The sequence below is a fragment of the Clostridium ljungdahlii genome, from assembly GCF_001636845.1.
Lineage (GTDB): Bacteria > Bacillota > Clostridia > Clostridiales > Clostridiaceae > Clostridium_B > Clostridium_B ljungdahlii_A.
In genome coordinates, this window is the sequence record NZ_LITT01000064.1 from 74,345 (window position 1) to 96,717 (window position 22,373).

Annotated in this window: 18 protein-coding genes and 1 pseudogene; 7 read left to right on the forward strand and 12 right to left on the reverse strand. The window is 32.3% G+C overall.

Annotated elements, in window-relative coordinates:
• Positions 1-106: 106 nt before the first annotated feature.
• The 3 genes and pseudogenes from WY13_RS19280 to WY13_RS19290 all read left to right on the forward strand — a co-directional run bounded on the left by WY13_RS19280 (position 107) and on the right by WY13_RS19290 (position 3,949).
• Positions 107-857, forward strand: a pseudogene (locus WY13_RS19280) (DeoR/GlpR family DNA-binding transcription regulator).
• Positions 857-1,762, forward strand: coding sequence for a 1-phosphofructokinase (gene pfkB / locus WY13_RS19285; protein WP_063557181.1), 906 nt, complete (start codon positions 857-859; stop codon positions 1,760-1,762). Before WY13_RS19280 ends, pfkB begins: the two are co-directional and overlap by 1 nt.
• Positions 1,763-2,056: 294 nt before the next feature.
• The gene (locus WY13_RS19290) at positions 2,057-3,949 is read left to right on the forward strand and encodes a PTS fructose transporter subunit IIABC (RefSeq protein ID WP_063557182.1); all 1,893 of its coding nucleotides are present in this window, start codon (positions 2,057-2,059) and stop codon (positions 3,947-3,949) included.
• Positions 3,950-4,090: 141 nt separating this feature from the next.
• On the opposite strand, the gene WY13_RS19295 is transcribed toward WY13_RS19290, so the two are convergent.
• From WY13_RS19295 to WY13_RS19310, 4 genes are all read right to left on the reverse strand, one after another.
• Complete coding sequence (locus WY13_RS19295) at positions 4,091-5,458, reverse strand: MFS transporter (protein ID WP_063557183.1); 1,368 nt, start codon at positions 5,456-5,458, stop codon at positions 4,091-4,093.
• 90 nt (positions 5,459-5,548) lie between these two features.
• Entirely contained in the window at positions 5,549-6,661 is a 1,113-nt protein-coding gene (locus WY13_RS19300; RefSeq protein ID WP_063557184.1) for a uroporphyrinogen decarboxylase family protein, read from the reverse strand.
• A 1-nt stretch (position 6,662) separates the two neighbouring features.
• Positions 6,663-7,289, reverse strand: a complete 627-nt coding sequence (locus tag WY13_RS19305) for a cobalamin B12-binding domain-containing protein (protein ID WP_063557185.1) — start codon at positions 7,287-7,289, stop codon at positions 6,663-6,665.
• 205 nt (positions 7,290-7,494) lie between these two features.
• Positions 7,495-8,013, reverse strand: a complete 519-nt coding sequence (locus WY13_RS19310) for a DUF2284 domain-containing protein (protein WP_063557186.1) — start codon at positions 8,011-8,013, stop codon at positions 7,495-7,497.
• Between the two features lie 313 nt (positions 8,014-8,326).
• On the opposite strand from WY13_RS19310, the gene putP reads away from it, so the two are divergent.
• The 3 genes from putP to WY13_RS19325 all read left to right on the forward strand — a co-directional run bounded on the left by putP (position 8,327) and on the right by WY13_RS19325 (position 12,409).
• Entirely contained in the window at positions 8,327-9,799 is a 1,473-nt protein-coding gene (putP, locus tag WY13_RS19315) for a sodium/proline symporter PutP (protein WP_063557187.1), read from the forward strand.
• Between the two features lie 160 nt (positions 9,800-9,959).
• Complete coding sequence (locus WY13_RS19320) at positions 9,960-10,322, forward strand: BlaI/MecI/CopY family transcriptional regulator (protein WP_063557188.1); 363 nt, start codon at positions 9,960-9,962, stop codon at positions 10,320-10,322.
• 2 nt (positions 10,323-10,324) lie between these two features.
• Positions 10,325-12,409: a M56 family metallopeptidase gene (locus WY13_RS19325; protein WP_063557189.1), complete on the forward strand. Its 2,085-nt coding sequence runs from the start codon at positions 10,325-10,327 to the stop codon at positions 12,407-12,409.
• Between the two features lie 73 nt (positions 12,410-12,482).
• On the opposite strand, the gene WY13_RS19330 is transcribed toward WY13_RS19325, so the two are convergent.
• The 7 genes from WY13_RS19330 to WY13_RS19360 form a co-directional block, all read right to left on the reverse strand.
• Positions 12,483-12,974, reverse strand: a complete 492-nt coding sequence (locus WY13_RS19330; protein WP_063557190.1) for a DUF1097 domain-containing protein — start codon at positions 12,972-12,974, stop codon at positions 12,483-12,485.
• Positions 12,975-12,994: 20 nt separating this feature from the next.
• The gene (locus WY13_RS19335) at positions 12,995-13,756 is read right to left on the reverse strand and encodes a 5-oxoprolinase subunit PxpA (RefSeq protein ID WP_063557191.1); all 762 of its coding nucleotides are present in this window, start codon (positions 13,754-13,756) and stop codon (positions 12,995-12,997) included.
• A gap of 15 nt (positions 13,757-13,771) precedes the next feature.
• The gene (locus tag WY13_RS19340) at positions 13,772-13,990 is read right to left on the reverse strand and encodes an acetyl-CoA carboxylase biotin carboxyl carrier protein subunit (RefSeq protein WP_063557192.1); all 219 of its coding nucleotides are present in this window, start codon (positions 13,988-13,990) and stop codon (positions 13,772-13,774) included.
• A gap of 36 nt (positions 13,991-14,026) precedes the next feature.
• On the reverse strand, positions 14,027-15,010 hold the full coding sequence (locus WY13_RS19345; protein WP_063557193.1) for a biotin-dependent carboxyltransferase family protein: 984 nt from the start codon (positions 15,008-15,010) through the stop codon (positions 14,027-14,029).
• A gap of 28 nt (positions 15,011-15,038) precedes the next feature.
• Positions 15,039-16,022, reverse strand: a complete 984-nt coding sequence (locus WY13_RS19350; protein WP_063557194.1) for a 5-oxoprolinase subunit B family protein — start codon at positions 16,020-16,022, stop codon at positions 15,039-15,041.
• 69 nt (positions 16,023-16,091) lie between these two features.
• Positions 16,092-17,450 (reverse strand): 4-aminobutyrate--2-oxoglutarate transaminase, encoded by a 1,359-nt coding sequence (gene gabT / locus WY13_RS19355; protein ID WP_063557195.1) that lies wholly within the window; start codon positions 17,448-17,450, stop codon positions 16,092-16,094.
• Positions 17,451-18,230: 780 nt separating this feature from the next.
• The gene (locus WY13_RS19360; protein ID WP_063557196.1) at positions 18,231-19,382 is read right to left on the reverse strand and encodes a PucR family transcriptional regulator; all 1,152 of its coding nucleotides are present in this window, start codon (positions 19,380-19,382) and stop codon (positions 18,231-18,233) included.
• A gap of 289 nt (positions 19,383-19,671) precedes the next feature.
• Between WY13_RS19360 and WY13_RS19365 the strand changes: the two genes are divergently transcribed.
• Positions 19,672-21,633: a cytidylate kinase family protein gene (locus WY13_RS19365; protein WP_063557197.1), complete on the forward strand. Its 1,962-nt coding sequence runs from the start codon at positions 19,672-19,674 to the stop codon at positions 21,631-21,633.
• Between the two features lie 112 nt (positions 21,634-21,745).
• Here WY13_RS19365 and WY13_RS19370 read toward each other — a convergent pair whose 3' ends face one another.
• Positions 21,746-22,012, reverse strand: a complete 267-nt coding sequence (locus tag WY13_RS19370; protein ID WP_063557198.1) for a hypothetical protein — start codon at positions 22,010-22,012, stop codon at positions 21,746-21,748.
• Positions 22,013-22,373: the final 361 nt, after the last annotated feature.

Here is a 22,373-nt window from a genome sequence, read left to right on the forward strand (position 1 = left end):
TTGAATTAAAATGATTGTTTTTTAGAAAATTTTATATTATAATGTTTACATAAAATACATTTAATGATTAATACTAAATTTTATCTAAGAAAGAAGGTGAACAATTTTGCTAACAGAACAGCGCCACAAGATAATATTAGAGAAATTAAAGCAAAAGGAAATTGTAAAGGTTAATGATTTAGTAAACCTTTTAAATACATCTGAGTCTACTATAAGACGTGATTTAACTTATCTTGAAAATATAAATGCTCTAAAGAGAATTCATGGTGGTGCTACAATGCCAAAAGGCCGTCTCATAGAACCAACTTATAACGAAAAACAAATTCAAAATGTAGAGCAAAAAAGAAAAATAGCAAAATTTGCAGCATCTTGTATAGAAGAAGGAGATTGTATATATTTAGACGCAGGAACTTCTACTTTTGAAATAATTCAATATATAAATAAAAAATCTTTGATAGTAGTAACTAATGGGTTAAATCATATAAATGCTATTATTGAAAATAATATAAATGGATATATACTCGGTGGAAAAGTTAAAAATAGTACAAAAGCTGTTATAGGATGTGATGCACTTAAAAGTCTTGAAAAATTTAGATTTGACAAATGCTTTTTTGGGTATAAATGGCATTCACCTAAAATACGGATTTACTACTCCCGACTCTGAAGAAGCTATACTAAAAGAAAATGCCATTAAACATTCAGATCAAAGCTACATCCTTGCAGATGAGAGCAAATTTGGAGAAGTAAGTTTTGTAAAGGTAGGGAATTTAGATCAGGCTTCTATAATTACAGACTGTAAAATAGAAAATTATGAGAAGTATATACAAAAAACTAAAGTAAAGGTTGTGACAGATTAATGATATATACAGTAACCTTAAATCCTTCAATAGACTATGTTATACAAACTGATAACTTAATTTTAGGTTCCATAAATAGAGTTGTAAATGAAAAAAAATATGCCGGTGGAAAAGGAATAAATGTGTCTAGAGTTCTTAGCAACCTTGGAGCATCAAGTAAAGCATTGGGATTCATAGGTGGATTTACTGGCAAATTTATAGAGGATTCTCTTAAAGATTCTGGGATTCTTACAGATTTTATACAAGTTAATGAAGACACAAGAATAAATATAAAACTTAAATCCAATGAAGAAACTGAAATAAACGCTGCAGGACCACATATAGATAGCTGCAATTTAAATAAATTATTTAAAAAAATAGAGAATTTGGGATCTGAAGATTTTATAGTACTTGCAGGAAATGTACAAAAGTCTATACCATCCGATATATACTCTACAATTCAAGAAAAATGTGTAAACAGCAAAGTTATAGTAGATACTACTGGAGATGCCCTTACTTCTACATTAAAATATAAACCATTTTTAATAAAACCTAATATACATGAGCTTGGAGACATATTTGATATAGAAATTAAAGATATGAAAAATTGTATTTATTATGCCAATAAATTAAAAGATATGGGTGCCCAAAACATAATAATTTCAATGGGAAAACATGGTGCTCTACTTTTATGTGATGAAGGTATTTACACTGCCTCTGCACCAAAAGGAGAAGTAAAAAATTCTGTAGGTGCTGGTGATTCCGTTGTAGCTGGTTTTCTTGCCCAATATACAAGAAATTTTAACATAGTCGAAAGTTTTAGATATGGTGCTGCTTCCGGAAGTGCAACTGCTTTTTCTAAAGACTTATGTAAGAAAGAGGATGTTGAGAATTTACTTTCTGATGTACACATATCTAAACTTTAACATAAAGTAATTCTTCAGCTCAGGTGGAATTTGCTTATAGGAAATATTCTAAGTGCCTTTAGCACTTAGAATACGTTATCCTTTAAGGGAATAACTTATCCAGAGACACAGCTATCAAATAAAAAATTGTAATATATTTAAGATATTAACTCAATTGATGCAAATTGTATAAGTATTTATTTAAATTTGAAAACCTTTAATCTAACATTTTTCTTAACTCTAAAATAGAATGTTAGTATCAAATAATCCACAACTTTTCAATATTAAATATTAATTTATAATGGAGGTAAAATTATGAAAATCACTGAACTTCTAGAAGAAAGTACAATAAAGCTTAAATTAGACTCAAACACCAAATTAGAAGTAATAGACGAACTTATAAGTATACTCGATTCAGCTGGAAAATTAAACAATAAAGAGGAATATAAAAAACAAATACTTAAAAGAGAATCTGAGTTCTCTACAGGAATAGGAGAAGGTATAGCAATTCCCCATGCAAAAACAGCAGCCGTAAAAATTCCTTCCTTAGTTTTTGGAATAAAAAAGGAAGGATTAGACTACGAATCTTTAGATGGAACCGATGCCAAATTATTTTTTATGATAGCAGCAAGCGAAGGTGCTGATAATGAACATTTAGATACCCTTGCAAGATTATCCAGTATGCTTATGAATGAAAATTTCAAAAACAAACTTATAAATGCAAAGTCTAAAGATGAAGTATTAAATCTCATAGATAAACAGGAAGCTGAATATATAAAATCTAAAAATCACAGCACTGCATCTAAAGAAAGCAATATAAGTGAGTCCCCTAGTAAATTAGTATTAGCAGTTACAGCTTGTCCTACAGGTATAGCACATACATATATGGCAGCGGACGCTTTAAACAACAAAGCTAAAGATATGGGAATTGAAATTAAGGTGGAAACAAACGGATCTACTGGTGTAAAAAACAAACTCACTGATGAAGACATACAAAAGGCAGATGGCATAATTGTAGCTGCAGATAAACAAGTTGAAATGACAAGATTTAATGGCAAAAAATTAATCCAGGTATCCGTATCTGATGCCATTAAAGATCCTGAAGGACTTATAAATAAAGCTTTGATGGATGATATCCCTACATATCATTCAGATAAAAAAGTTGAAGGATCTAAATCAGATAAAAAGCAGCGAACAGGCTTTTATAAGCATTTGATGAATGGTGTTTCAAATATGCTTCCCTTCGTCGTAGGTGGAGGTATACTTATAGCTATATCATTTATGTTCGGCATTAAAAGCTTTGATCCTAAAGACCCGTCTTTTAATGTCGTGGCCAAACTATTACATGATATAGGTGGTACTTATGCATTTTCTCTTATGGTACCTGTACTTGCTGGTTTTATTGGAATGAGTATAGCAGATAGACCTGGTTTTGCACCTGCTATGGTTGGCGGTTTTATAGCAGCTAACAATGGAGCTGGATTTCTAGGTGGATTAATTGCTGGATTTTTAGGTGGTTATGTTGTTATATTACTAAAGAAAGCCTTTTCTGGACTACCTGCTTCACTTGAAGGTATAAAGCCTGTACTTTTATATCCGTTATTAGGAATACTAATTACCGGAGCTATAATGCTTTTGTTTATTGTAAACCCTGTAAAAGCTATAAATACAGCTCTGGAGCAGTGGCTTGGATCAATGGGAACAGCCAATAAAGTTATTTTAGGAATTATATTAGGTGGAATGATGGCTGTAGATATGGGAGGCCCTGTAAATAAGGCAGCTTATACCTTTGGAATAGCCATGATAGCTGCAGGTAAATTTACCCCTCATGCTGCAATAATGGCAGGTGGAATGGTTCCTCCTCTTGGGATTGCTATTGCTACTACACTTTTTAAGAATAAGTTTACAAGAGAAGAAAGAGATGCCGGAAAAACTTGTTATATAATGGGGGCTACTTTTATAACAGAAGGTGCTATACCATTTGCAGCTTCAGATCCTGCAAGAGTAATTCCTGCATCTATAGTAGGAGCTGCTGTTGCCGGAGGACTATCCATGATGTTCAATATAGGACTTCCCGCACCTCACGGCGGTATATTTGTAATACCAATAGTTAGCGGTAACCCACTCTTATATGTATTTGCTATATTAATAGGTTCTTTTGTAACTGCAGCCTTGCTTGGATTTATGAAAAAACCTTTGGATGAATGATTGTAATTACCCTCTCTCATATTTATACATTATGAGTATCTTCAATAATCATTATTTTTAGTTAATTATAAAAATATGCTTCCTTGAAATAAACAGTTTTATTATTTTAACTATTCATCACAAAGGAAGCATATAGAAATTTTAATTTTCTACTTTTCTTGCTTTAATTTCTTCTTGCATCTTTTCAAGACTATCAGGTGTAATTTTATAAAGTAACACAATAAAAATCAATCCTACTATCATGATAATTGCTGGAATTAATGCCATTCCATTCTTTATACCTGATATTAATTGGGCTGTAGGCTTCATATTTGCAACATACCCTGCGCCCACAAGAACAGCTGTTATAATAACACTTCTTAAAAATATTGCAATTTTAATTGGGAAGCTTATTAATGACATAATAAATCCTCGTGCATTTTTTCCAGTTTTCCATTCACCATATTCCACAGTAGATGAATACATAGCAACACCTAATGCATCAGGAATTCCATATCCTAAATATGCTACAAGCATCAATACTATAAATGAAACGTAATTCATTGGTAAAGCCCATACAATAAGTAATCCAATTATAAATATTAAAAGTGACAAAATATAAGTATTTCTTTCTCCAATTTTTTTAGCCAGCGGATTTGTAATAACAGCACCAAAAAGACACATTATACTGAGACCTGTAAAAAATACAGTAACTACTGCCAAATTATTAACAACATATTTAAAATAGTAAAATGCCATTCCAAAAATAATAAACCTTCCTAAATATCTTCCAAGCTCACCTAATAACAATCCTATAAGAGGTGGATTTACTACTATTTGTTTTAGCATCTCACTTATAGACATTTTTTCTTCTGCTTTACCTGTTTGAATTGAAACTCCAGCATTTGCATAGTCTTTAGTCATAAAAAATAATGTATAATAGCAAGCAATCATAATAATACCTGCAATTATAACAGTAAAAGTATATCCACTTGCAGGATTGCCGATAGCTTTGCCTATCATCAATATTAAAGGCATACTTACTAAAGAAAAACAAATAGTACCTAATGAATTAAACATACCTCTGTTTGATGCCATAGCAATTCTTTCTTCTCTTACTTCTGTCATAGAAGAGTTCATTGCTACATGTGCTGCATAAAAAATATTCCAAATTAAATGACTTACTATAAATCCTATTGAAATTATAATTGCATTTACCCCTGCAGAACCTATCTTGGAAAATTGTAAAATATAAAATAGTACTGCAAAAGGAGGTCCTATTAATAGCCATGAACGATATTTCCCCCACTTCAGGTTGGTTTTTTCCAATATAACTCCTGCAGTAGGAACCCATACAAGATCAAATATACTTGTTATCATCAATACAGTACCTGCTAAAGCTGCCGATATTTTTGCATAATCAGTTAAGAATGCAGCAAAATAATATACTTCTACATTTACAAGCAACTGAAACCCAAAGGATGGTACCCCATAAAAATTAATAATAGATTTTTTCAATTTCCTTTCCATAACATTCTCCTTTCATAATATATTTTAGAAATTAATATATGGATTCAACTAAGGTTCATTCAAAGTATAAATCTTAGTTGAATTTATACTTTACTTGCCTGTTGCAGCTGAAATCATAGCTTTTACATTTTCAACCTTAGCATTTGGAGGTATTGAACATCCACTAGATAAAATAAATCCATCTCCCATATCTTTAACAAGTTTTGAAGCATAATCATATACTTCATCAGGAGTACTAAGGACAAGCTTTGCAGCAGGCACATCTCCTTTAATACATGCAGTACTTCCGAGTACCTCTTTTATTTTATAAATATCTGTCATACCGTCTGTCTCAAATACAATCTTTCCCTTTGGAAAATCTTTAAAGTAATTGAGATCACGTTCCCAATTTCCATCAATATGGATGTCACATACAACACCCTCATCTATGATAGCATCTGCTGTTTCCTTAATATATTTCCATACAAAACGTTCCCATAACTTAGGAGAATAGAATTCACTAGCTCCACGTGCTGGAGACAAGAAGAAAACATCTGGTTTATTATCCTTTATTTGTTTTTTTATACCTTCAACTACTTCTGCCTGAATGACCTCAAGAACTGCCTCAACTTTATCCGGCATTCTAAATAAATCCATCATAAATTTGGCCATAGAACGTCCACCACTTAAATATTCGTTTACAGTTATAGCTACAGCAGGACTATATACAATAAAGCCAGCATCTTTGACATTCTTAATTGCCTGTGGTGCATACGCAAGTGCTTTCTTAATCTCGGGAACATTAACACCCAATCTGTCTTTTAAATAACCTGGCATAAAACTGCTCCAGCCCTTATTTATAATTGTGTCATAATCTTCTGGTTTCATCATTTCTGCTTCATCAATCTGCCAAAGCATGTCATCTTCAAGCTCTCGTCCTGGAAGCTTAACTCTTGACATAAATGTCAATGGAAATACAGGTCCTACACAATAAGCTGAATTTGTTCCATCCACATCTCCTAAATCTTTTAAAGAGTCTACTATTACTTTATTTGATGCTTCAATACAATCTTTTCCACAAATATCTGCCAATTTTAGTCCCATATGTCTAGCAGCAAAGGCATCATTCATAAGTATAACAGGTGTTCTATCTGTTTTTTCTAATGCTAGTGTTTTTCTAAATCTATTTAAGCGTTCTTTATATAACTCCTCTGTCGTTTTCATATTACTTCACCCCCATGATTTTTTTACAAAAATCTACAGTCTGCTGTGCATCTTTACAAACTAAATCTGCTCCCATGTATTTTCCTGCAGCTTCATCTACAGGTCCTCCTCCAACTAGAATCTTTAAATCTTTTCTAAGTCCTGCATCTTCTATTTCCTTTATACACTGTTTTACATTGTCAAAACATGTAGTCAAAAGACAAGATATTCCTATTACCTTAGGTTTATATTGTTTTATAGTCTCAATGTATTTTGATGTAGGTACATCAACGCCTAAATCCTTTACATCAAACCCATTGCTCTTCATTACTGTAGTTACTATATTCTTTCCTATATCATGTATATCATCGTAAATAGTTCCCATTACAAATATGCCCTTGCTTGATCCAGATGACTCTCCCAATCCTCCAATAATCTCTGAAGCTTCATTAAAAACTTCTGCTGACATAATGAGTTCGGATAAAAAGTATTCCTTTTTTTCAAATCTGTTTCCTACAATTCCCATGCCTTCCTGTAAGTCTGCTATTATATCTAATATTGGTGTCCCATTTTCTTTTTGTGCCTTTACCTCTGATAAAACAACATCTTCATCTAAGTCAGCCATTGCATTAACCAATTTTTCATTCATCATACTTCCCCCTTTAATAAAAATTAAATATTTGTGTTAACTTATGTTAACATTAGAATATCATGCATATTTTCCTAATTCAACTTACATAGTGTTTAAATTTATCACATTTATTTATACATTATGAATATTCTTATTAAATACTATTTTCAGCAAATTGTGAAAATATAATAAATAATAAAACGAACTATAAAAAATAGCCCCCTTATTCAATCAATATCAATCCATAACAATTCAATTCATTTTTGCTTTCATTTTTATCACCTTGTAATACCTCTATAGGGAAACCACTTTTCCTTACAGTTGCAAATACATCTATACCACAAGCTTCCATAGAAGGTCTTGCTTCCTGTGGATGTGCACAATGTTCCATATTGCATTTCTCACACAATCTGCAAGGCCCTGCACCAAATCCGAATGCCTTATAATAACCTGAAAGGAAAATTTCATTTTCTAATTTATTTATAATTTTTGTAGTAACTGCAAGATCTAATTTAGATTGCACAATCAATCCAGTACTATAACAATCAATTATATTTTGAGTTTCCTTATAAGAAGGAGTCTTTGGAGGACAGCAATAACTTGTATTATAATTTTTACAACCATACCTACACTTTAATATTGTCCATGCCCCTGTTTGTATAGTATCCGTACTTATTATTTTAGCATTATAGGCCCCAAGTTCCTTTGCTTTTTCTACATATTTTGTCATGTCATCTTTCATTTTAAATTTCTCCTTTTCCACAAATATGATTTTTACATATATAAATTATAACATTTCACAATTAGTGTGGTTAATTTATCCTAATATCTGATGCTGCTTTTTTGCATAAAATGATTTTAAGAATTCATATTTAAAATTTTTATGTACTTTCTTATGTATAAGTTAATTCCTTATTCCTAGCCATGTACTCTAAAATCATATAATAATTTAAAATTTACTTAGAATGTGATATTATACTTATATGACATTCTACTAATTTAAAAATTCATAAATCAATTTTAACAAAACTTAAATTATAAAAAGGAGAATTTATATGAAATACTATTCACTTATGGCTATCGGGCTGTATTTACTTATCTTACTTTTAATAGGCTATTATTCTTACAGGAAAACCCACGACATTTCAGACTATATGCTTGGGAGTAGAAGTCTAAGCCCTATGGTTACAGCATTATCCGCTGGTGCAAGCGACATGAGCGGTTGGATGCTTATGGGGCTTCCTGGTGCTGTATATACTACAGGTATTTCCAGTATGTGGCTTGGAATTGGTTTAACTATAGGAGCTTATTTTAATTATCTCTTATTAGCTCCACGTTTTAGAATTTATACAGAAGTCTCAAATGACTCTTTAACTGTTCCAGATTATTTACAAAACAGATTTAAGGATAATGCTAATATGCTGAGGCTTGTATCCGGAATAATAATTCTCGTTTTCTTCACTTTATACGTTTCTTCAGGTATTGTAGCCGGCGGAAAATTATTTAGGGACATCTTTGGATTTACATATACATCAGGGGTAATAGTTACACTGTCTATAGTTGTAATATATACATATTTTGGTGGCTTTTTAGCAGTAAGTCTCACTGACTTTTTCCAGGGAAGTCTTATGTTTGTAGTTCTTGTCATGGTACCTGTAGTTGCATACATGAATATAGGGGTAGATCCCGGAACTTTTGTAAGTAAAGTAAAACATATTAATCCAGCACTATTTGACATACTTAGAGGAACAAGTTTCTCTACTATTATTGGATTTTTAGCTTGGGGACTTGGTTACTTTGGACAACCTCATATTATTGTACGTTTTATGGCAATAAAATCTGCAAAAGAATTAAAATCTGCAAGAAGAATAGGTATAAGCTGGATGGCTATTGGACTTTTAGGTGCAATAAGCAGTGGACTTATAGGTCTTGTATATTTTACAATGCACAATCAGCCTCTAAAAGATCCTGAAATGGTATTTTTGCGTCTTGGTGATATATTATTCCATCCATTTATTACAGGTATAATACTATCTGCAGTACTTGCTGCTATTATGAGTACTATTTCTTCCCAGCTTTTAGTTTGCTCTAGTTCTATTACAAAAGATTTTTACCTTACATTTTTAAATAAGGAAGCACCTGAACACACTCAGGTATTTATAGGAAGAATATCTGTACTTGTCGTTGCCGCTGTTGCAGTTTTATTTGCTTATGTTCCAAATAAAACCATCTTAAGTATAGTAGGACAGGCATGGGCAGGTTTTGGTTCTGCTTTTGGTCCAACTCTTTTAATAAGTCTCTACTGGAAGAGAATGACAAAATGGGGAGCTTTATCTGGAATGATTGTAGGTGGTTTGACTGTTATAATATGGATTGTATCAGGGTTATCTGCTCATTTATATGAGATGATTCCTGGCTTTACCTTATCTCTCATATCCATCATAGTTGTAAGTCTTTTGACTAAAAAACCTGATGAAGCCGTAAATAAGGAATTTGAGACCATGGAAGAGAAGTTGAATTTAATGTAATTATTTAAATAAGAGATACTTAATGTTGTAAAGTTAGGTATCTCTTATTTTATTACCATCATACTCCTCATATAGTATTATTTATGTTGACATTGTTGGTCTATAATGATAGACTCAAAATATAACAAGTCTATTACTATAGACCGAAAGGAGATATATCGTGGAACAGTTCAACCTTTGTGAAAGTGAATATCGTTTTGCAAGTATTGTTTGGGAAAATGAGCCTATTGGCTCTGGTGAACTTGTAAAACTTTGCAAGCAAATTCTTGGCTGGAAAAAGTCTACAACATATACAGTTTTGAAAAAATTATGCTGTCGCAAAATATTGAAGAATGAAAATACAATAGTAACGTCAGTGATAAAACAAAAACAAGTACAGAAATTCGAAAGCGAGCAATTTATAAACAAGACCTTTAACGGCTCACTTCCTCAATTTATAACAGCATTTATGAATGATAAAAAATTAAGTAAAAAAGATGCTGAAGAGCTTAAAAATCTAATCGACAGTTACGAGGAGGAGTAGAAATGGAACTTTTACTACAAAGGTTATTTGTTGATGTAGTCAACATGAGCCTTACAGCAAGTTATGTTATCTTATTTGTTCTTGCTGCCAGATTAGTTTTAAAAAGAGCTCCTAAAATGTTTTCTTACGTCCTATGGATAGTTGTACTATTTCGGCTCATTTGTCCTTTTTCCTTTTCCTCTGCTTTCAGCTTTTTACAAGGAGCAAGTTTAGATTCAGGCAAAATGGAGTATATTTCTTCAAATATTGTGATGACTCCTCAACCACAGATTGATAATGGAACGAAAATGGCAAATTCGTCCATTAGCACCACTCTACCTGCTGCTATAAGTCATACCAGTGCTAATTCCATTCATATGGTTCTATTTGCCTTTTCAGTTATTTGGTTTTTAGGTATCTTACTACTAATTATTTACAATATAGTATCCTATGTGAGGCTGAATCATAAGATTTATACTGCAGTACTTGTAAAAAATAATATATTTGAATGTGAAACTATTTTATCTCCCTTTGTACTTGGATTTATAAAACCTAAAATATATCTGCCTATAGGACTTAACAAAGTAGAACAAAGCTATATTCTAAAGCATGAGCAAATCCATATAAAAAGATATGACTATATGATAAAGCTTATTGCCTTTTTAACATTGTGCCTTCACTGGTTCAATCCTCTTGTATGGCTTAGTTTTATGCTCATGAGTAAAGACATGGAAATGTCCTGTGACGAGCAAGTGCTAAAAGAACTAGGTACAGATATAAAAAAAGATTACAGTACGTCCCTATTATCTATGTCGATAAATAATAGGGCTATAAAAGGAATCCCCATTGCCTTTGGAGAAAATAATACAAAGACAAGAATTAGGAATGTCCTTAATTACAAAAAACCTGTTTTTTGGGTACTTTTAACTGCAGTAATTGCTGTTATATGTGTCAGCATTGGGCTTATGACCAATCCAAAAAATATTCAAAGCTCTCAAAACGACTTTGCCAAAAAAATATATAAATACCGAACTCCCTACACGGGGGATAATGGCAAAGTAGTTACTATAGTAAAAAATTTGATTGTGCCAGAAATATTAACCTATAAAAAAGTACAACTTTTTACAGATAAGGAGCCATACGCTATACAAATAACTTATCAAACCACCCGACAAGCCAAACGATGTTTTTTAACAAAAGATAATCAAACTGTTTTTGATCAAAATGCTGCTTTAATTTTTGCTTTAATAGGTAACGTAAAACAAGTAAACTTCATCTTAAGTAATGACGGTGATTATGATCAAACGATCCAGCGAACTAGAACCTGGGCAAATAGTACTATGAATAAAGATGTATATGGGAGCTCTTCTACCCTTGAAGGATTCATTACTTTATACAAAAATATCATGAATAAGTTTATAACATATAATTCTCTTCCTACTTTACTTGAAAGCGGTAAAGAAACAAATATTAAAAGTATGAATAATATTTTACAAACATCCAATTACGATAAAGTAAAAGTAAATAATCAATTCTACTATATGTATAAAAAAGATGGAAAATATTATGTAGAAAAGCCTCATAAATTTATCAATGAACTCACAGAAGAAACATATGAAAAGATTTATACACTAATTGTCTCCCAACACCGCTATGAAAATATTAAACATGAACTACTTCTTGATTCAAGAAAATACTCCATGCAAAATACCCTTAAAGACAGTTGTATTCTTGATGGTGATGGCTGCATTAACTCTGGTGGTGAACTAGCAAATAAGTTTATTTCTGATACTCAAAAGGGTAAAAAGTCATCTCTTAAAATTGTTCACCCTACAGGAGCTGGTTATGCAATCTTTACCAAAATAATTTATGATGGTAAAAGCTATTATGGAGTTGAGTATACTTTAATGAATTCATATACAGGTAACCACAGTTGTTATTATGAATTTAACTATAAATATCTGAAAACATTTGACTTTTCAGGCTATAAATTTGCCTATTTATTGCAAAATAATAATGTAACATTTGGGAATATAGATAAAAGTATATCCTCAAAAAATTCCAATGACTGGATAGACTTTCACTCTCTTTTTTCTTTTATAAAATAAACAGAATTCTTGGCATCCGATAAATATGGGGTTGTTACACTAAAATCTAATGTAGCAACCCCATCATCTAACTTTAATTCTTTTTAAATGTTGTAAATTTAATACTCATCCACCCAAAAATCAATCCAATGAAATTTGCTCCTGTAATCCAAATTGCTGCATTAAGCAGAGCAGGCATTCCTTTAACTGCCATATATGCTCCTGCACCATAGCCTACAAACATACATGAATAAGCATTAAATGATATAAGCGAAATATTCAAGGCAGGTATTTTTAGTGATATCATTAATAAAAATACTGTAATAAAAACTGAAACTATCGTAGCTGCCATAGCTGGCATAAAGCCACTAAATACATTTATAAGGACAAATGCTAAAATTGCAAGTATCGATCCGGTAATCATCGGTGGTATTCCCTTTCCAATAAGGTCTGGAGTTGCTCCTAAACTAAAATACCATGCCCAACCTATAAACAAAGCCCAAACAGGAACTTTTAAATACATAAAGAGACATGATACTGCTGCAAAAACTGCTACCGATACATCTAATGCTCCAATTTTTTTCATCTCTACTCCCCCTCCTACGTTTATCCAAAGTATCCATTCAGGTTTGTAACTGTTACACCACTGCTTTCTAATGATTTTCTAACTGCAGTTGCCACCATAGCCGCATTAGGTGAATCACCATGAATACATACTGTGCATCCATTGACATCAATTATTTTTCCATCAATTGTATCAATTTTTCCTTCTTTTGCAACCTTAACTGCTCTATCAGCTACTTCCTGAGGTGAACGGGCTTTTTTAACTCTTTCAAGCATCCAGTTCCCATTTTCATCATAGCCAAGATCAATCAAAACTTCTGGTGCTGTCTTTAAACCTCTCTTTTCTGCACGTTTTAAAGCCTCACATCCTGTATGAAGCATGATATAAAGATCTTTATTATATTCCTCAATGGTGTCAAGAAAAGTATCAATATACTTCTCCTGCTCACCAACCATACGGTACAATATTCCATGAGGTTTTACATGCTGCATTTTAAGATCGTGTAATTTTAAAAATGCATCCATTGCTCCTAATTGATATAACATATCGGATCTAAGTTCTTCAGCTGAAATATCCATCTGCCTTCTTCCAAATCCTTGCCTATCAGGAAGACCTATATGTGCACCTACTGCTACTCCATATTTTTTTGCCCATTTTATGGTACTTTCCAAGACAAGGGGATCACCGGCATGAAAGCATGTTGCAATATTTGCAGATGTTACATAAGGCATAAGTGCTTCATCATCTCCAAGAATATAACGTCCGAAGCTTTCGCCCATATCAACATTAATATCTATCTTCATACTGCTTCACCTCCATTAAACTTCTAAAATAATCATAGGAGATCCTATATCCATTTCATCCCACTCAGCAACAAGAATTTCTTTTACTACACCTGCTTTTTCTGTCTGGCAGCTCATTTCTGTTTTCATACAGTTAATAACCGCAAGCTCCTGTCCTTCTTCAACTTTGTCACCAACATTTACTACTACTCGAGCTACAAGCCCAGGCATATGTGCTTTTAATGTATATTCCATAATTTTACCCTCCTGTTTTTTTATTTTTTGTTTTTACTAATCAATAACTAAATCTGCTGCTTCAAACATTGCTTCTCTCTCTTTACGTGCTTTTATCGCATCTTCTACAGTAACCAGCTTAAGTTTTACTTTATCTCTTGCAGGTATCCCCTGTCCAATTTTCCAGAGATCTGCATTAATAACATTTGCAACACATACAAAGCCACCTAATGTAGGTCCATCTGCAATAAGCAGAGAAGGGGTATTTCCAGTTACATTAACCGCGCCGCGCATATTGTAACCATGATCAACAATATTTGAAGGGTGGCTTCCGCCTTTTCCACCATCCTCACGTGCCCAAAAATAATCTGGTACTTCCTGCAAACGATAAGCCGCTCTGTTTGCATTATGTGAGATTTTCATTGGTGTACTAAACAAATAATCCATTCCGCTTTCCGTTACATAGTCAGGTACTGAATTAGGTCCTGGAATAGTTCTTAATTCCCATTCATTCACGTATTCAGGTATATACTTAGGATTTAATTTTCTGCCAGCAATTCCTGAAGCATCTTTTCTATTCACCTTTATAACGTCATCTTTTGCAAGCTTGCGTCCTTCAAAACCGCCGTAGCTTCCAAAAAGACAAGTTGATTTACTTCCAAGATATTCTGGAACATCAATTTCTCCTGCTATACACACATAAGCTCTGAAACCCGCTTCTCCAAAGTGTGAAAATTTAAGTATATCACCTGCTTTAACTGCAATTGCTTCCCACATTGGTACAGCACTTTCATTAATTGTAGGGCTCATGTCACTTCCTGTTATTGCAATAACTCCGTCTTCTACAATTTCAAACTGGCAATAACCACCGGCGATTTCTAAAGCTGCGTCACCTTTTTTATTTCCTAAAATTAAGTTTCCAAGCTGTAATGCAAGGCTGTCCATTGCACCTGCGGCAGCCATTCCAAGTCCCATGTATCCAAGTCTTCCTGGCCAATCTTCTACCAAAACTTCAATTCCACCATTTATAACTTTAATCATATTTTTTACCTCCTTCTTACATTATTTATTAGAGCTTAGGTGCTATTTTGGAGCCTTGTTCCTGGCGCCTCGCAAATTCTTTGGCACCTTTAACAACTTCTGGTTTTGCAAGGAATTCAAGATAATCCTTAACAACAATCTGACTTTCCTGAATATCATATACGTAATCTGTTTTTTCATGAACATGATCATATATATCTAATATTTCTTTTTCTGAAACCTCTACGAATTTTATGCGATCCCCTGATGGACGGTATAAAAATGGTCCGTCTTTAAATTGTGGATGTTTCATTGATAACTGAAATGTAGGAATAGTACGTCCAAATAATTGATATCCACCACCAGTTGCTGTAGTATAGGTAAATAAGCAAGCTCCACCTATACCAACTGCTCCTTCTGGGGTCCATATACGCGGAGGATTGTATTTTGGTACAATCATTTTGCATCTTGGATCCATTGGCCAGAAAAAGCCACCACCCGGCCAGAAGCCGCATCCGCTATTATACCAATAAGTATCTAATAACATATGTTTAATATCGTCTACAGTGCATCCATTGCATAGAGCCATGTAATCAAGATTATATCCATCCTTGCAGTTTGGTGCATCAGGACGAATCTGTTTTAAATACATTTCAACTGCCTTTTTAGTTTGACTATCCTCAAAAGCAATTGGCAATGTAATTATTCTTGAATCAATTACCATATCATCAACACCAGCAATAGATTCTTCTGCATCTTTAATCTTGTCAATAAGTTCTTGTGGGGAAATAACGGTAGGATCAAAATGTATCATATTTGCTCTTAAACTTGGTAATGTCTCAATTAATCCCTTGATATTCATTTTCTTAACCTTTGCATCCACTGCCAGGATTCTAAAGGAATCCAGCAGTTCCGCCCTCTGTTCATAACCATATTCCACTTGAATAAAGCCATCACCTGCCTGGCGGAATAATATTTCAATTCTGTCACCTTTAGCAGGAAGAGTATCAATAATAACATCATACTTGCTCATACTTTTTCCTCCCTTTTTACATTTAATTATTGATTCAATTGTATAATTTACTTATAATAGAAAAGTGACTTACTTTTGCATACACTTACAAATTGCTTTTTCAAAAATATCTAATCCTGCTTCAAGCTGCTTGTCTGTAATTACAAGTGGTGCTAAAAAGCGGATAACATTTCCATAAACACCTGAGTTCTCAATCATAAGTCCATTTTGGACTGCTTCTTGAATAACTGCTGATACAATTTCAGGATTTGGATCTTTCTTTTCTTTGTTTTTTACAAATTCTATTCCAACCATTCCTCCGAGTCCTCTTACATCTCCAACAATCTCATACTTTTCTTTCCATTCCATATAGCGTTTCATTACTTTCTTACCTATTTCCATAGAGCGGTCAGCCAAATTATCTCTTTCCATAATTTCTATCACTTTTAATGCTGCTGCACATGCTACTGCATTTCCACAGAAGGTTCCTCCAATTGTTCCAGGTCTTACTGCCTCCATAACCTCTTTCCTTGCTGTTATTGCACTTAATGGCATACCAGCCGCAATAGACTTTGCAGTTGCTATTATATCTGGAGCTGCTCCTGCTTCCTTCCAATATTCAGAAGCAAACATTTTACCTGTACGGCAGAAACCGCATTGTACCTCATCTGCAACAAGCAATATACCATATTTATCACAAATAGTTCTTACTGCTTTAACCCATTCAATCGGAGCTGGAATAAATCCGCCTTCACCCTGAAGTGGTTCTACTACTATGGCTGCTACATACTCTGGTGGTGAAGCTTGATCAAATACTTTTTTAATACTTTCTATATAATAATTAATGGTTTCACTCTCTGGCATTCCTTCAGGCCTTCTATATAAATATGGGAATTCTGCACGATACACACCATCTGGAAAAGGTCCCATTCCATAGGCATAAGATTTTTTCGATGTCATTGCCATGGTCATAACTGTACGTCCATGAAATGCTCCTGAAAATACAATTATATTTGGTCTCTTTGTAAAAGCTTTTGCTATTTTTACTGCATTTTCATCAGCCTCTGCTCCGCTATTTGCGAAAAACGTTTTTTTATTTTCTCCCTTTACAGGAACAATGGAATTCATTTTTTCTGCCAGCTTAACATATCCTTCATGTGTAACAATATTAAACATACCGTGGAAGTATTTTTCTGACTGTTCTTTCACAGCTTCAACCACTTCTGGATGTGAAAATCCAATATTCAGTACGCCTACACCGCCAGTCCAGTCAAGAAAATAATTTCCATCAACATCCTCAATCATCGCACCTTCTGCCCTTTTTATTACAACAGGATATACACATTTAATCGCGGAAGGTACTGCCTCTGACCTTCTTCGTATTACTTCTGCTGCTTTCGCCCCCGGGACCTGATCAGTTATTATTTGGGGTAATTCTTCCTTCAACATTTTTAAGCCTCCTTAAACTGGTAACTAATTTTTTAAACATGGCATTTTGTATTAAATTATTTAATTGTTAAATTGTCAATTTTAAATCATGTAAACTGTTACAATTTTTTATAGTCATTTTTGCAAGAACTAAATTAATAAAATTCAAAATAAAAATTAAAAGCATAATATTCACTTCTTTTTCATCAATATTGAATGATTAAATACTACAATATTTCATTTTGCATAACAATAGCATATGAACACAAACTTTATTTATCTAATTTGTGCTGAATATACATAAGGCGCATGGATGAAGCTTTCCCATATCTTTTTTTCTTTGATATTGTATATTTTTTTAATAAAATATTATAAATTGTGTGATAAATTATTAAAAAAACTAAATAACTATTTATAATTTGTTAATTTTAAAAGGTGATATTTACGAATTATTGTTAGTTTTAACTACTACATGCCTAGTAAATTACTATCTGGGAAAAACTTATATTTGAAATGTTCAATTTAACATAATGTTTATCTTATATGGTTTTTCCAACATATAACAAGAACTATCTCATCTATATTTTAATATTGATAAGATAGTTCTATATTTTATCCGATGACTACCTGCTCTAATACTCTCACTTTCCCAAGTGAGAGTAAAGAGCATCTACATCCCTGGATAACGATTTTCCCTAAAGGATAACGTCTTCTAAGTGCTGAAGCACTAAGAATCCTGTTAATAAGCATCAGGTGGAGTCAAAACTCCATCTGATGCCAAGAACTCTGTTTATCACACATTTACAATCTCATATATTCTTTAATATAAAAGGCCATCCTTAAATTAAATTTATCCTCCGTTGAGGTTAAATCTTTTTTTAACAGGTCATGTATTTTTTTCATGCGGTAATTGATGGTATTGCGATGGTTATATAGGAAATTTGCAGTTTCCTGAATGCTGCCGTCAAAATCCAAATATACTTTCAGAGTTTTTAGCAGTTGAGTGTTATTTTTCCTGTCATAATCTATTATGGGATCAAGCATTTCAAAATATATATTTTGAAGTAATTCTTTATTAGATACAGAACTCAATATGCGAAATATACCAAGCTCATCAAAATACACACAGTCCTTATTTGAATCTTTAGCTGTTTTTAACGCATAGGAAGCAGTAGAGTAGCTAAAATAAAGTTTTGATAATGAAGAAACTTTTTCACCTATTCCTATTTGTGGTCTTAATATCGATGAGTTTAAAGTTATTTCATTATCAACTATTTCAAAATAGTTTTCCATAAGATTATTTAGCAATTTTTTTGGGCATTCCTGCAGAATCAAAATATAATAGTTATTTTTTAAAAATATGTGATATTTTATTGACAAAAGATTAATACAATTTTGTAATTTCAGCGGTGAACTAATATTAGTTATTTTAGCTGCATAATAAGAAGATTCTGTAGGATAACCATTTGAATTTAAAAGAGGAATATAATTTTTAACATTTTGAGAATCGAATATTATATTATAAAACAGCTTAGACAAAGTATTTTCCAGGTACTTATCCATAAATATCTTATTACAGTAATCCTGCATAATATCAGAAATATGTATTTCCCAAGGCATTATAAAAAGAGGAAAATTTTCTGAATTGCACAGTTCAATAACTTCTCTAGAAATATCCTTAATAAGAATATATTTATCAGTATTTATTAACAAACCGCTGCATTTTCGGTAAATTAATTCTCTAATTAATTCATAAAGCCAGCTTATTTTTGTTCCAGCTGACAAACCAGTAGTAATAACTAATTCATTTTCTCTTAGAAAATCTGCATTTTCTATATCTTCAGCAAGATATACCCATGTTATATCATTTATGAGGCCTTTTTTCCCTGCAATTAACTTGATCTTATATATTTCTTTTGAAGATGAATAAAATTCAGATAAAAGATAACTCATATTTTGACTCCCTTTTATAATTTAAAATTGATTTTTTAATAGTATATCATAAATTTTTTTATTTGTTTTGTACTCACAGCATAAAAAAATTAGGAAAATTTGTGTTTGTTTACTGTTGTCATAAAATTTAAAATATGCTATAGTTTAATCTAACAAGGACATGGCAATGTATCTGTTAGAGTTATTTTGCCATGTCCTTGTTTTTTATCTGCATAATTGTAAGCTGTTATGAGTGGTTATTATAGAACTGCATCAATAAAACAATAATTTATTTAAAAGGAGTGCTAACATGATAAAAAAAATTTTAATTGCAAATCGCGGTGAAATTGTAAACAGAATTATTCATACATGTAATAAACTTAACATTGAAACTGTTGTTGTATATTCAGACGCTGATAAAAATGCTAATTACATTAACAAAGCTTCAGAAAGCTATAATATCGGCCCCTCTGCACCTGTTAAAAGTTATTTAAATATTGATGCACTTGTAGCTGTTATTAAGAAATCAGGGGCAGATGCAGTACATCCCGGATATGGATTTTTATCAGAGGCAGCATCATTCGCTAATGCAGTTGCTGCTGCAGGTGCAAAATGGATCGGACCTGACCCTTCGATTCTAGAAAACATCGAATCCAAATGTTATTGCCGTATTATTGCTAATAAATTAGGGGTTCCGGTTACACCAGGAACAATTAAGCCAATTTCCAGTGTAAAAGAAATTTATGATACTGCAGAGAAAGTGGAATTGCCTATTTTACTTAAATTGGACAAAGGCGGTGGAGGTAAGGGAATAGAAAAAATTACTTATTTTGAATCTGAAAAAGTTACACAGGCTATTTTCGAAAGCATGCAGAGAATAGGAAATATGGCATTTGCAAGCGGAGATATTTACATTGAAAAAGCAGTACTATCTCCAAGGCACATAGAAGTACAGTTTATATCAGATGACTATGGAAATGTAGTCTGTTTAGGAGAAAGAGAATGTTCTATTCAGAGAAGATATCAGAAGATTATTGAAGAATCACCGTCAGCTGTAGTTACTGAAGAAGACAGAAAGAAACTTTATTCATATACACAAAAAATAATCAAGGAAATGAAATATTCTGGAGCAGGCACCATTGAATATTTAAGAGGTGCTGATGGAAACTATTATTTTATGGAGATAAATGCAAGACTTCAAGTAGAACATCCAGTATCTGAATATGTTGTAAATATGGATTTAGTAGAAAATCAAATTCATGTTGCAAACGGAGAAAAATTGCCATTTAAGCAGGAAGATATTAAACTAAAAGGACACAGCATTGAATGCCGTATTTATGCAGAAGACCCCAAAACATTTAAACCTTCTCCAGGTACAATTACAAGTTTATCTTTTCCTGATACGTCAGATGGAACTGTTCGTATAGAGCATGCTATTCATGAAGGATACAAGATTTCTCCATTTTATGATCCTATGCTCTGTAAACTTGTGGTTTGGGAAAAAGATAGAAATACATGCATTACCAATATGATAAAAGCATTGAAAGACTTTAAGCTAGAAGGAGTTTCTACAACCATAAATACTGATATTGCAATAATGCGAAATAAAAACTTTGTCTCCGGCAACTTTACCACAGCCTTTCTAGAAAATGAAAAAGTAAATATCGGATTAGAAAATTATGTAATAACTATTTCCCGTCAATTTGGGAGTCTGGGACGTCCCATTGCTAAAAAAATGGCTGAATTGTTAGGTGTTGAATATTACGACAGGGATATCGTAGAAGAAGCTGCAAAAAAGATGAATTTGCCTGTATCTACTATTGACAGTGGAGAAGAAATAGATAAAAATGAATACAAAAAAATGAAATTTCCACTAGGAACTAGTTCAGAAAAGATACAGGAAGAAATATTTGAAGCCCAAAAGAAAATCATCTGTGATCTGGCAGATAAATCATCCTGTATATTTGTAGGAAGATGCTCTGACTATATTTTAAGAAACCATTCAAATCATTTCAGCATATTTATCTATGCTCCATATGAGATACGAAAGGAAAATTGTATCAATATACTTCATATAAAGCCAGATGAAGCTGATAAGTTGATTAAAGAAGTTGATGAAGCACGTCAGCTATACAGCCTAAGTTATGCAAAATCATACAGTGATAATGTACTTTACAAAGACATTTTAATTAACAGCAGCCTGTTCGGCGGAGTTGATGAAACAGCAAAGGTATTAGTTAACATGATTAGAAAGAAATTTAATCTTGCTTAGTGGAAATGGGTATAGATTTGTGTAAAAAGCAAATCTATACCCATTCCAAATTTAAAGAGCTGAAGATTGTAAAAAGTATCCAGAGTATAAGTTAATTTTTCGTTTGGGAACTTTATACGCACTCTTGTGATACATCACCTTCTATGCTGCTTATAATTACAACTTGATCCGGCAAATCTTCAATTTCAATTTTAATTTCTGTAGATTCATCTACTATGCCTTTATTAAAATTTTTAAGATACTCATAGAGATTACATGAGTTAATATGACTGTTCTCATTTACATTCACAGTTAATTTATTTACTCTTAAAAATTTTTTTGATTTACAACATTCCATTAAACCCTTGGATATCTTACTCAATAATATGGTATTATCCATGTCTGTGTCCCTCCTCTAAATTTAATTTTCATACCCCCCTTACGGCATTTCATCTATAATTTAAAATAAGTTCTTTACTTCAAATATTAATTTTGTATTCCCATCTTTTAAAATATACTTTGTCTATATTAAGTATATAATTTATATTTATTAATATTCCTATTTATAAGTAATATTAACAAATATAAAAATATCCTTTTGCCTTTAATATAGTGATTCTAATTGAAATTTTAACTTATACATAAAATATACTAACAAAATTGAAATCACACTTAAAAACTTTTTTTATAAGTCTTAGTAAGGTATTTTAGAAAATCTTAGAAGCTTATATATGTCTGAGGTACGAGTTTATATAAGCTTC

Excerpts from the sequence above, each read along its gene's own strand:
- WY13_RS19350 (WP_063557194.1), bottom strand. The coding sequence starts at position 16,022 with ATGAGCAAGTATGATGTTATTATTGATACTCTTCCTGCTAAAGGTGAC.
- WY13_RS19345 (WP_063557193.1), bottom strand. The coding sequence starts at position 15,010 with ATGATTAAAGTTATAAATGGTGGAATTGAAGTTTTGGTAGAAGATTGG.
- WY13_RS19365 (WP_063557197.1), top strand. The coding sequence starts at position 19,672 with ATGATAAAAAAAATTTTAATTGCAAATCGCGGTGAAATTGTAAACAGA.
- putP (WP_063557187.1), top strand. The coding sequence starts at position 8,327 with ATGAAATACTATTCACTTATGGCTATCGGGCTGTATTTACTTATCTTA.
- WY13_RS19310 (WP_063557186.1), bottom strand. The coding sequence starts at position 8,013 with ATGAAAGATGACATGACAAAATATGTAGAAAAAGCAAAGGAACTTGGG.
- WY13_RS19335 (WP_063557191.1), bottom strand. The coding sequence starts at position 13,756 with ATGAAGATAGATATTAATGTTGATATGGGCGAAAGCTTCGGACGTTAT.
- WY13_RS19300 (WP_063557184.1), bottom strand. The coding sequence starts at position 6,661 with ATGAAAACGACAGAGGAGTTATATAAAGAACGCTTAAATAGATTTAGA.
- gabT (WP_063557195.1), bottom strand. The coding sequence starts at position 17,450 with ATGTTGAAGGAAGAATTACCCCAAATAATAACTGATCAGGTCCCGGGG.
- pfkB (WP_063557181.1), top strand. The coding sequence starts at position 857 with ATGATATATACAGTAACCTTAAATCCTTCAATAGACTATGTTATACAA.
- WY13_RS19305 (WP_063557185.1), bottom strand. The coding sequence starts at position 7,289 with ATGAATGAAAAATTGGTTAATGCAATGGCTGACTTAGATGAAGATGTT.
- WY13_RS19290 (WP_063557182.1), top strand. The coding sequence starts at position 2,057 with ATGAAAATCACTGAACTTCTAGAAGAAAGTACAATAAAGCTTAAATTA.
- WY13_RS19340 (WP_063557192.1), bottom strand. The coding sequence starts at position 13,990 with ATGGAATATACATTAAAAGCACATATGCCTGGGCTTGTAGCTCGAGTA.
- WY13_RS19360 (WP_063557196.1), bottom strand. The coding sequence starts at position 19,382 with ATGAGTTATCTTTTATCTGAATTTTATTCATCTTCAAAAGAAATATAT.
- WY13_RS19325 (WP_063557189.1), top strand. The coding sequence starts at position 10,325 with ATGGAACTTTTACTACAAAGGTTATTTGTTGATGTAGTCAACATGAGC.
- WY13_RS19295 (WP_063557183.1), bottom strand. The coding sequence starts at position 5,458 with ATGGAAAGGAAATTGAAAAAATCTATTATTAATTTTTATGGGGTACCA.
- WY13_RS19370 (WP_063557198.1), bottom strand. The coding sequence starts at position 22,012 with ATGGATAATACCATATTATTGAGTAAGATATCCAAGGGTTTAATGGAA.
- WY13_RS19330 (WP_063557190.1), bottom strand. The coding sequence starts at position 12,974 with ATGAAAAAAATTGGAGCATTAGATGTATCGGTAGCAGTTTTTGCAGCA.